Origin of the sequence: Microbacterium sp. ZW CA_36, from assembly GCF_044987475.1 — a bacterium.
Lineage (GTDB): Bacteria > Actinomycetota > Actinomycetes > Actinomycetales > Microbacteriaceae > Microbacterium.
On sequence record NZ_JBJDRL010000050.1, the window covers coordinates 19,009 to 29,168 of the forward strand.

Sequence of the window (10,160 nt, forward strand, 5' to 3'; positions counted from 1 at the left end):
CGGCTCATCGGTCGGCCGGAACGCGCTCCCGCACGAAGTCCGCGATCCGCTTCCGCACGTCGCCTGTCGCACGTGGGTCGGCGTTGCTGGCGCGGATCTCGAGAACCGGGATGCCGCGCTCCTCCAGCGCTGCGGTGATGACGCCGGGCGCCGGGGTGTCGTCGGCGACGAGGTGCACCACACCGTCGACGCCGTGGGCGAGCGCCTCTTTCAGGTACCACGAGGACGACATCGGCGGCACGTAGAGCAGGTCGGTCAGCCCCACGAAGCGCGCGGCGAGCGTCCTCACCGGATCGTCGCCGTACCGGGCATAGCCGTCCGCGGCGATCGCGAGATACATCGACCACACGAAGACCGCGCCGAACTCGTCCTGGAACGAGCGGTACATGTCGAGGTCCGACCACAGGCCGCGGCCGATCCACATCAGGCGACGCCGTTCACCCGTGAAGACGGCCTGGCCGTGGTCGATGCGGCGTGCGACTTCGTCATGAAGGCGCCTCGCTGCGGCCACCGCCCACGGGGTGCCGCGATGCCACTGCGGCACCATGACCGCCGGGATGATGTCGGTCACGGCGACCGGAAGAGGCCGGGCCGTCGCCAGGAGGTCGCGCGTGCGACGATTCCACTCCGCCTGCTCGTTGGCGAGCGCCATGATGCCGGCGAGCTCTTCGAGGTCGAGGGTGCGACCCACGCGCTGCTCGAGCGTGGCGGCGAGCATCCGGATCTCGCCCTCCAGCAGATCGATGCGGGCCGCCCCGAACACCTCCTCCCAGTCATGCGCCACCCGGTCCCACCAGCCGGCGGGAGCCGGCACGGCGGCGGTGCGCGAGAGCAGGAAGGTCTCGGTGCCCGGGCGGCGACCCCATCGCTCGAAGATCTTGTGCGTGACGTCGCCGCTGCGCTCGGCGATCGCGAAGCGCGGCTCGGGCAGCCCACCCCAGGGCGCGTGGCCGTCGGCGAGCTCCTGGGCGCCGAGAGGCAGCACGTCGTACTGGCGGCTGTCATCGGGCAGCCCCTGCGCGGCGACGGCGGCGAGGCTGGCACCTCCCGCGCGCTTGGCGGAGATGATCGACGACCACCACTGATTGACGACGTACGGGATGCCGAGAGCCCGCAGCAGCTCGTGCGGGGCATCCGCGTTCGCCAACGCGATCGGCTCGCCCTCGCGCGCGCGGTCGGCGAGGCCCAGGAACCACTCCTTCTGGAACGCCGTCGCGGCGGCGGCACTGTCGAGGCGCGGCGACCCCGCGGGACGAGGATCGCTCATGCCGGCACCGCCCTCTCGACGATCTCTCGCACGAGTTCTCGGGCCGCTCCGACCTCGCCGCCGGGTGCCACGCGAACGCTGACAAACGCAATGCCCTCGAGCGCGGCGCGCTGGTCGGCGAGGTCCCAGAGAGGGGCCTCGTCGAGCTCGCGGATGATCGCGGCCACCGCGTGCGCGCCCGCCGCGCGTGCGATGTCGCGAGTGAACGCGGCGCGCACCGCGCCGGACGTGGTGGCCGAGGTGGTGACTCGCGCGAAGTGGGCGTCGATCAGTCCTTCGAGCACGTGTTCCGTGGTCTCGCCCCGCACCGCGACGCCCAGCCACGCGGCATCCCCGGTGTCGTGGTCCTCGCTGACGATCACGCAACGGCCGTCGCGCTCCAGCTCGCGGTAGACCACCGCGTCGGGGTGGGACGAGCCGGTCACGTGCACCCTGATCGCACCCGACGGCACCGGCGCCGCCTGCGCCCCCGCGGCGTCGAGGCGCGTCACCGCGTCCGCGGGCGCCAGGCGTGCAGCATCCTGCATCGCGTCGAGCGCATCAGCGCCCGCGCACAGCGGGGGGTGGGCCCGGCGCCGGGCGCGCAGCCGTCGCACCGCGTCACCGAGGGCTGCTTCGGCGTCGGCCGCGGCGGCGAGGGATGCCGCGTCCAGCGCGCATCCCGTCACGGTGGCGCAGAACGCGGCGACCGCCTCGAGCTGGAAGCGGGCGAACCGGCGCGCGGGCTCCGAGGCTGCTCGTGGCATGTCGAGCAGGTGCACCGGCAGTTCTGCACCGGTCGCGCGCAGCACGTAGAAGAGGCGCAGGTGGGCCTGGGAGTCGTTGCACACGATCAACCCATCGAGCTGATGCGAACCGCTGCGCAGCTCCGTGAGCAGGCGCGCCGCAGCGGCATCCGTCGCGCCGAGAAGCTGCTGGGCGTCGGGGTCGATGGCCCCGGCCCACGAACCGGTCAGCCGATGAGGACGCGCGCCGAGCGCGAGGAGCAGCTGACGCGGCACATCGTTGCCCACGACGCCGATCACGGGTGCGCTCGCCGTCACAGCACCCCGTCCTGCCGCAGCTGCGCCACACGCTCGGCGTCGTAGCCGAGGAGCTCCCCGAGCACGTCGTCGGTGTGCTGGCCCAGACCGGGTGCGGGCTTGGAGAGGTCGGCGCGGCTGCGCGAGAACACCATCGGAAGCCCGGTGCCGTAGAGGCCCTCGAAGTGACCGAACTGCGGGTGCACGAGCGGAACGACCTCTCCGCGGCCGGTGACGATGTCGTCGCGCACGGCGGTCGCGGTGTCGCGCACCGGAGCCGCGGGGACGCCGTTGTGCTCGAACGCCGACAGCACCTCCGCCGACGAGCGGCTGCGGGCCCACTCGCTCACGAGGGCATGCAGTTCGTCGGCGTTGTCGACGCGCGCGTCCCGCGACGAGAACCGCGGGTCGTCGACCAGTTCGGGCTGCCCGATCGCGGCGAGGGTCCCCTCGGCGAACGCGTCGGTGGGCGCGCAGATCGCGAACCAGCCGTCGACCGACTGGAACGTGCCGAACGGCGCGAGGCGGGGCACGACCGCGCCCGTCCGTAGCGGGAAGCCGACCGACTCCAGGGCATCGAACGGCTCGCACGCGACGAGCGACGTGAGGCTGCCGAGCATCGAGACGTCGACGTGCTGACCCTCGCCGGTGCGCTCGGCATCCATCACGGCGGCGAGGGTTCCGATCACCGCGAACAGCGGCGCGACCAGGTCGCCGATCGGCAGGCCGAACCGCACCGGCGCGTCGCCGGGCTCGCCGGCGGTCATCATGACGCCGCTCAGCGCCTGGATGATCGTGTCCATCGCCTTGCCCTCGCCCGGCACGCCCTGCGCGCCGAAGCCGCTGATCGAGGTGTAGACGATGCGCGGGTTGATCTGCTGCACGGCGGCGAAGTCGATGCCGAGGCGCCGCGTCACGCCGGCACTGTAGTTCTCGACGACGATGTCGGCATGGCGGACGAGGTCGAAGAACACCTCCCGGCTGGCGGCGTGCTTGAGGTTGAGCGTGATGCTCTCCTTGCCCCGACCGCGCGCCATCATCGACACCGACATGTCATCGGGACCGGTGCGCCGCAGCTGCAGCCCGTCGGCGGTCACGTACGGCGAGTTGTTCCGTGACGAGTCCCCGCCGCGCTCGGGGTTCTCGACCTTGATGACGCGTGCGCCGAGGCTCGCCAGCAGCAGCGTCGCATAGGGACCCGCGAGCGCGGTGGTCAGGTCGATCACGGTCTTGCCCGCAAGCGGGGCGTCAGGATGGCTCATCGTGTGCTCTCCCCCGCGCGGACGACGAGTCGATCGCCGTCCCACGCGAGCTCAGTGGTGAAACCGGCGTCTGCCGTGATGGTGCGCAGGTACTCGGCGACCTGCTCGCCGCGGTCGGAGCGCCCGACGGGCACGGGGCGCGCCTCATCGTCGATCCAGCACGGCAGGAGCGCGGCGCTCACCTCGCCGTCCTCGACGACCAGTTCGGCGATCGCGGTGTGCCGGCTCTCGGGGTGGAACGGATAGTCGGGCATCGCGGCATCCGGCTCGAAACCGAACAGGCGCCGGCGCTGCCTCGCCCACGCGACGCGCTCGGGCGACCCCTCCGCCGACACCGACAGGGCGCGCGTCAGGGCGGCGAAGTTGCCGAGCCCGTGGAAGATCGCCCGGCCACGGTGGATCTCGACGCCCTTCGCGATGTGCGCATGGTGTCCGATCACCGCGTGGGCACCGGCATCCACCACCGCATGGGAGATCTCGATCTCGTAGTCGGCGATGTCGACCGGAACGTGGACGAGCCCCTTGTGCAGCGCGACGACGACGACGTCGGCGTGCGCGGCCGCGACCTCGACGGCTTCGCGCAGGCGGCCCAGACTCGTGGACTCCGCATAGGTCCGCACGCGGGGCGGTCCGCCCGGGTTCGCGCCCCGCACCTCGTAATGCGTGATCACCTCGACGTAGGCGGCGCCCGGCTTCAGGCTCGAGGCCCACGTTTCGCGGGGACCGACGCAGTTGACGCTCAGCACCGCGATGCGGGTGCCGTCCATGTCGGTGATCGCCGGCGTGAACGCCTCGTCGAGGGTGTCGCCGACTCCCACCGTGCGGAGCCCCCGCTCGGCGCAGTGGCGCACGGTGCCGCGGATGCCCTCCGGACCGAAGTCGTAGACATGGTTGCCGGCGAGGGTCAGGATGCCGAACCCGGCGTCGGCGAGGGCGTCCAGGGCCGACGGCGGCCCGGGCAGTGCCGGGACGTCCGTCGTCTGCACCACAGCCCCGTCGACGTCGGCATCGAGATGCGGGATCTCGAGCTGCCCGATGAGCAGGTCGCTCTCCCGCAGCAGGTCGCGGGCGGGAGCGAGGAGCGGGCGGGCGTCCTCGCGCTCGAGCACCAGGTCGCCGACGGCACGGATCGTGATCACGCGCCCACCTCGCGCGCCGGCGTCGCCGCCGTGCGCGTCAGGAACGTCCGCAGTCGCGTCGACCGCGGGGCATCGAAGAACTCCGTCGACGGGCGGTCTTCGATCACCTGCCCGTCCGCCATGAACACGCACCGGTCGGCGACGTGACGGGCGAAGTCGAGCTCGTGCGTGACGACGATCATCGTCATCCCCGACTCGGCGAGATCCTTCATCACCTGCAGCACCTCGTCGACCAGCTCCGGGTCGAGCGAGCTCGTCGGCTCGTCGAAGAGCAGGATGCGCGGGTTCGTGGCCACCGCGCGCGCGATCGCCACGCGCTGCTGCTGCCCGCCCGACAGCTGACGCGGGTGCGCCTGCGCCTTGTCGGCCAGCCCGACCCGGGTGAGCAGCTCCATCGCGCGGGCCTTCGCCTCGGCGGGAGGCACACCGTGCACCTTGATCGGCGCCTCGGTGATGTTGCGCAGCACCGTCCAGTGCGGGAACAGGTTGAACTGCTGGAACACCATGCCCATGCGACGCTGCTGCCGCTTCACGTCGGCGTCGGTGAGGGGACGGATGCCGTCACGATGGCGTTCGTAGCCGAGCAGCTCGCCGTCGAGATACATCGCGCCGCCCTCGATCGACTCGAGCTGGTCGATGCAGCGCACGAGGGTGGACTTGCCCGACCCCGAGGGTCCGAGCACCGCGACGACCTCCTGCGCGTGCACCTCGAAGTCGACGCCGTCGAGGGCGACGTTGTCGCCGTACTCCTTGCGTACACCGACGACCTGCAGCACCGGCGTCACGCTCGTGTTCCCGCCGGTCATGCCACCGCCTCCGTCCGCTCGACGACGCGGCGGGCGACGGCGGCTCGCGACATGCCCCTGCTGAAGTGCCGCTCCACCCTGCGCTGCACGAGCGTCAGGGCGGTGACGACCACGAGATACCAGATGACAGCGACGATCAGCATGGGCACCACTTCGTACGTGCGGTTGTAGATGACCTGCACCGAGTGCAGCAGGTCCCCCATCGCGATCACGCTCACGAGCGACGTTCCCTTCATGAGCGCGATCACCTGCGAGCCCGTGGGCGGGATGATGACGCGCATCGCCTGCGGAAGCACGACGCGCGTGAACGAGTGCCAGCGGCTGAAGCCCATGGCGGCCGCCGCATCGCGCTGGCCGGAGTCGACCGACAGGATGCCGGCGCGGATGATCTCGGCCATGTACGCGGCCTCGTGAAGCGAAAGGCCGATGATCGCGGCGGTGAGCGGCGTGATGAGGTCGTTCGTCGGCCAGCTGAAGAGCTCCGGACCGAACGGGACCCCGACCGCGAGGCGCGGCAGAAGGTAGGCGAGGTTGTACCAGAAGATCAGCTGAACCAGCGGCGGAACCCCGCGGAACACCCCGACGAACACGATGCACGCCCACCGCAGCGGCGCGAACTCGGCGAGCTGCCCGGCCGCCAGGGCGGTACCCAGGAGCGAGCCGAACACCATGCCGACGATCGTGAGCATGATCGACATGCCGAGCCCCATGAGCACGCTCGGGTTGAAGAGGTACTCCGCGACGACCGGCCAGTCGAACCGCTCGTTCGTGACGAGGAAGACCGCGATCTGCACCGTGAGGAGGGCCAGCAGGATGCCGACCACCACCCGCCACGGATGGATCCGGCGTCGTGCGCGCGCGGCGTCGATCGATCTGTCGGCCGAGGGGTTGCGCACCGGCTGCGTGGTGAGGTCTGTCATCGTCACTCGCTGGTCATCGGGTTGAGGGTGGGTGCCTCGACAGCGGCGTCCTCGATGCCCCACTCGGTCATGATCCGCTCGTACTCGCCGTTCTCGAAGATCGCCTCGAACGCGGCGAGCATGGGCTCTGCCAGCCCGTTGCCCTTGGGCATGAACATCGCGAGCTGGTCGACGCCCGCGCCCTGCTCGTCGGACTGGATGATGAACTCGTATGTGTCGGGGTCGGAGGCCTGCAGGTCGATCGCGGCGGACTGCGTCGTGCCGGCGTAGTCGGCCCGGTCGGAGTTGACCGCGAGGAACGTCGCATTGGTGTCTTCGAGTCCGACGAACTCCGCGGGGTCCAGCCCCTCCTCGGCGCACCATTCGTTGTATCGGGCGAGCTGGCTCTCGGTGACCGATCCGGTGACGCCCGCGACCCGCGCGCCGCACAGGGCCTCCGGATCGCTCAGCTCGTCCGCGCGCTCGGCGAGGTACACGTACGACGTGCGCGTGGTCATCCATACCACGGCATCGAACTCCGCCTCACGCTCGGGCGTGGTGCGGACCGGTCCGTTGAATGCCTCGAAACGGCCCGACAGCATGCCGGTGAGCATCGCGTCGAGTCCGGAGGCGGTGATGATCTCGAAGGGCACGCCGAGCTGCTCCGAGAGTGCGACCTGCAGGTCGGGGTCGATGCCGGTGATCTCGCCACCCTCTTCGATCGTGCGGTACGGCGGGTGCGTGTCGCCGGCGATCTTGATGACGCCTGCCTCCTTGATCGCGTCGGGCAGCTGGTCGTACAGCGGCGCTTCGGTCGCGGCTTCGGTCTCTGCAAGCTCGGCCTCCGGAGCCGCCGACGAGCAGCCGGCGACCAGGCCGAGGACGAGAAGCGGGGCGAGGGCGATAACGCTCTTGGTGGTGCGCATGAGGACTCCACATCGTTGTGCAGATCGGGTCGGTGTCAGTCGATCACCGTGGATAACATCATAAAAGTTGATGATTGAAGATTTCAACTATCAATCTCGACAAGCCTGATTGACGCTTGCGGGAGCGTCGGGCTAGCGTGCCGAATATCAATCTGTATGATATTTCTTCGAAGGGGAAGAATCCATGGCCCACCTCTCTCTTCACCCGGGGGCAGGAGCTCCGCCGAAGGCACGGCGCCCGCGACTCGCACCGACCTGGCTGATCGGCGCCGTCACCGCGGCCGTCGCGCTGGCGCTGTGTCCCGTTCCTGCGACGGCGGCGACCGTCCAGCCGAGCGCGGCCGACTCCGCCGATCGGGCAGCCGGGCTTCCGCCCGGCATCCCCGCCGCCGCCACCGCGCCGGAGCCCACGCTCCCCCGCGCAGAAGGCTGGGCGTTCTCGGAGCAGTTCCCGCGCACGTCGGGAGCGGGACGCTACGACGCCGGCGCGTTCCTGTGGACGGACTGGCTGTACGACGACATGGGTCGCGGCGACTTCACCTACGCATCGCCGGACGCGGGAGCCAACGGCGCGGACGTGTTCCGAGCCGCGATCGCGGGCGACGCGACGCACACCTATTGGCGCGTCGACTGGAACACGCTCATCGACCCCGCCGTCCCGGTGGCGACGTGGGCATTCGACACCGACGCCGACCCGGCGACGGGGACCGCCTCGTGGCCCGCCGACGCCGGAGTCGCATCGGCAGGCGTCGAAGCAGCCATGATCGTGTCGTCGCGCGGTGCGTGGCTCGTCGACGCGGCGACGGGAGCCCGCACCGATCTGACGGCGTCGGGTGCGACCGTGACGGTGGACGAGACTGCTCGATCGTTCGTCGTCGCCGTGCCCCGCACGGTGATGCCCGCCGACGACACGTGGACGGTGCGGCTCGCGGCGGGCGTCGCGAATGCATCGGGCGACGGCTTCGCGCCCGCGCCGCAGGCGGCCGACGGCTCGCGCGTGTACAACGCGGCCTTCCGGGACCGCGATGACGAGGCGTTCCTCACGGGTGGGTGGACCGACTCCTCGACGCGCTGGAACAACGGCGCCCAGTCCGCTGCGCTGAGGGCCGGCGACATCAGCGACTTCGCCGCCGAGCTGGATTGGGGCCGCATCGCCCAGCGCGCCTCGACGGCGGAACCCGCTCCCACCGGATACTCGACGCGCTGGTACGTGTCGTCGCTCGACCTCGGACAGGGGCTCGACCCGCAGGCGCGCCTGACCTACGGTCCGGCGCTGCGAGGGCCCTCCTTCTTCGGCCGGGTCCAGCCGTACACGGTGTACGTGCCGACCGGATACACCGCCGACGAGCCCGCGCCGCTCACCCTGCTGCTGCACTCGGGCGATCGCAACCACAACGGCTTCGGGAGCACGACCCAGGAAGACGTCTACGGGCCCATGTGCGAGGAGCGCGGCTCGATCTGCGTGACCCCGCTCGGTCGCGGAAACACCACCTGGTACATCAACGAGGGCGAGTTGGACGTCTGGGAGGTCTGGGGCGATCTCTCGCGGACCTACACCCTGGACCCGGATCGCACGGTCATCGGCGGATGGTCCATGGGCGCCGTGGGCGCGACCCGCATCGCCACCAACCATCCCGACCTGTTCGCGGCGACCGTCATCGTCTCGGGCGCGGGCTACTACGACACGCAGGGCAGGCGCGACCAGGCGGGCGACGAGAGCCGGATGGAGAACCTCCGCAACCTCGTGACCTTCATGGACTCCGGATCCCGCGACGTCGCACTGAACAACACGCGCCGCTGGGATGCCGCGGCCGACGCCGCGGACGTCCGCTACCGGGCGAACTACTACGAGAACGCTGACCATGGCCAGCTCGGGGAGTGGCTCGGCTGGAGCGATGCCGCGGAGTACGTGGAGCAGCATCCGGAACGCGTCCACTCCCCCGCGCAGGTGTCGTTCCGCTGGGAGCCGGGGGACGCCCGGCCGGACCTCGGGATCACGGTCGACCGCGCGTACTGGCTGACGGGCCTCGCCGTTCGCGACGCATCCGCCCGATGGAGCCGCGTCGAGGCGACGTCGCACGCCCTGGCCACGACCTCGACCGAGGCGGTGCTGACGGATCAGATGCAGGTCATCGACGGCCGCAACGTTCAGGTGCGCGACCAGGCCTGGGCGCCTACCGGTGAGCAGGATCCGCGCAACGCCCTCGATCTCTCGACCGAGAACGTGGCGAAGCTGCGCGTGGAGCTGGACCGCGCGGGCCTCGACCCGGCGGCACCCGCCGAGCTGAGTGTCACGGCGGACGGCGAGGTCACGATCCAGCTCACCCGCGACGGCGCGACCCGCGTCGCGCACGTCTCCGCCGGCACCCATCGCCTGTCGAGTCCCGAGGCGCCCGCCGATGTGACGGCGGTCGTCGCCGGCCGGGGGGTTCGCGTCACCTGGACGACCGTTGCATCCGATCTGCCGCTCGACGGCTACATCGTCCGCGACGCGTCGGGCGAGGTGGTGTGCGAGACACGTGCGACGACATGCCGGCTCGCCGGCGACCGCGACGACGACTCCCAGGAGTACACCGTGACCGCGGTCAGCATCCTGGGGCCGTCCGAGCCGGCCCTGTCGTCCTGGGCCGCCGTGCGCCCCTGACGCGGCACCGGTCGTTGAGCGAGCGAGGAACGAGCGAGACGAAACGCACGCACCCGGCGCACACGCCTCCGGTCGTTGAGCGAGCGAGGAACGTGGTCGTTGAGCGAGCTTGCGAGTCGAAACGCAGAGACGAAACGCGGTTCCTGATCCCCGGTCGTTGAGCGAGCGAGGAACGTGGTCGTTGAGCGAGCTTGC

The 10,160-nt window shown here is 70.8% G+C and carries 8 protein-coding genes; 1 reads left to right on the forward strand and 7 read right to left on the reverse strand.

What is annotated here, in order from left to right:
* Nucleotides 1–4 precede the first annotated feature (4 nt).
* Genes ACI3KX_RS16965 through ACI3KX_RS16995 form a run of 7 tightly spaced genes read right to left on the reverse strand, consistent with a single transcriptional unit; the run spans nucleotide 5 to nucleotide 7,321 of the window.
* Nucleotides 5–1,267 carry a 2-hydroxyacyl-CoA dehydratase gene (locus ACI3KX_RS16965; protein WP_404910446.1) on the reverse strand — a complete coding sequence of 421 codons (1,263 nt, stop codon included), beginning with the start codon at nucleotides 1,265–1,267 and terminating at the stop codon, nucleotides 5–7.
* Nucleotides 1,264–2,310: a 2-hydroxyacyl-CoA dehydratase gene (locus ACI3KX_RS16970; RefSeq protein WP_404910447.1), complete on the reverse strand. Its 1,047-nt coding sequence runs from the start codon at nucleotides 2,308–2,310 to the stop codon at nucleotides 1,264–1,266. Before ACI3KX_RS16970 ends, ACI3KX_RS16965 begins: the two co-directional genes overlap by 4 nt.
* Nucleotides 2,307–3,551, reverse strand: coding sequence for a CaiB/BaiF CoA transferase family protein (locus tag ACI3KX_RS16975; RefSeq protein ID WP_404910448.1), 1,245 nt, complete (start codon nucleotides 3,549–3,551; stop codon nucleotides 2,307–2,309). The genes ACI3KX_RS16970 and ACI3KX_RS16975 overlap by 4 nt, the downstream gene beginning before the upstream one ends.
* Nucleotides 3,548–4,690: a CapA family protein gene (locus ACI3KX_RS16980; protein WP_404910449.1), complete on the reverse strand. Its 1,143-nt coding sequence runs from the start codon at nucleotides 4,688–4,690 to the stop codon at nucleotides 3,548–3,550. Before ACI3KX_RS16980 ends, ACI3KX_RS16975 begins: the two co-directional genes overlap by 4 nt.
* Entirely contained in the window at nucleotides 4,687–5,496 is an 810-nt protein-coding gene (locus ACI3KX_RS16985; protein WP_404910450.1) for an amino acid ABC transporter ATP-binding protein, read from the reverse strand. The genes ACI3KX_RS16980 and ACI3KX_RS16985 overlap by 4 nt, the downstream gene beginning before the upstream one ends.
* Nucleotides 5,493–6,416, reverse strand: coding sequence for an amino acid ABC transporter permease (locus ACI3KX_RS16990; protein WP_404910451.1), 924 nt, complete (start codon nucleotides 6,414–6,416; stop codon nucleotides 5,493–5,495). Before ACI3KX_RS16990 ends, ACI3KX_RS16985 begins: the two co-directional genes overlap by 4 nt.
* A gap of 2 nt (nucleotides 6,417–6,418) precedes the next feature.
* Entirely contained in the window at nucleotides 6,419–7,321 is a 903-nt protein-coding gene (locus ACI3KX_RS16995) for a transporter substrate-binding domain-containing protein (RefSeq protein WP_404910452.1), read from the reverse strand.
* A 184-nt stretch (nucleotides 7,322–7,505) separates the two neighbouring features.
* On the opposite strand from ACI3KX_RS16995, the gene ACI3KX_RS17000 reads away from it, so the two are divergent.
* Nucleotides 7,506–9,965: an alpha/beta hydrolase-fold protein gene (locus ACI3KX_RS17000; RefSeq protein ID WP_404910453.1), complete on the forward strand. Its 2,460-nt coding sequence runs from the start codon at nucleotides 7,506–7,508 to the stop codon at nucleotides 9,963–9,965.
* Nucleotides 9,966–10,160: the final 195 nt, after the last annotated feature.

Coding starts and splice junctions, on each gene's coding strand:
- ACI3KX_RS16965 (WP_404910446.1), bottom strand. CDS start 1,267: ATGAGCGATCCTCGTCCCGCGGGGTCGCCGCGCCTCGACAGTGCCGCC.
- ACI3KX_RS16975 (WP_404910448.1), bottom strand. CDS start 3,551: ATGAGCCATCCTGACGCCCCGCTTGCGGGCAAGACCGTGATCGACCTG.
- ACI3KX_RS16985 (WP_404910450.1), bottom strand. CDS start 5,496: ATGACCGGCGGGAACACGAGCGTGACGCCGGTGCTGCAGGTCGTCGGT.
- ACI3KX_RS16990 (WP_404910451.1), bottom strand. CDS start 6,416: ATGACAGACCTCACCACGCAGCCGGTGCGCAACCCCTCGGCCGACAGA.
- ACI3KX_RS16995 (WP_404910452.1), bottom strand. CDS start 7,321: ATGCGCACCACCAAGAGCGTTATCGCCCTCGCCCCGCTTCTCGTCCTC.
- ACI3KX_RS17000 (WP_404910453.1), top strand. CDS start 7,506: ATGGCCCACCTCTCTCTTCACCCGGGGGCAGGAGCTCCGCCGAAGGCA.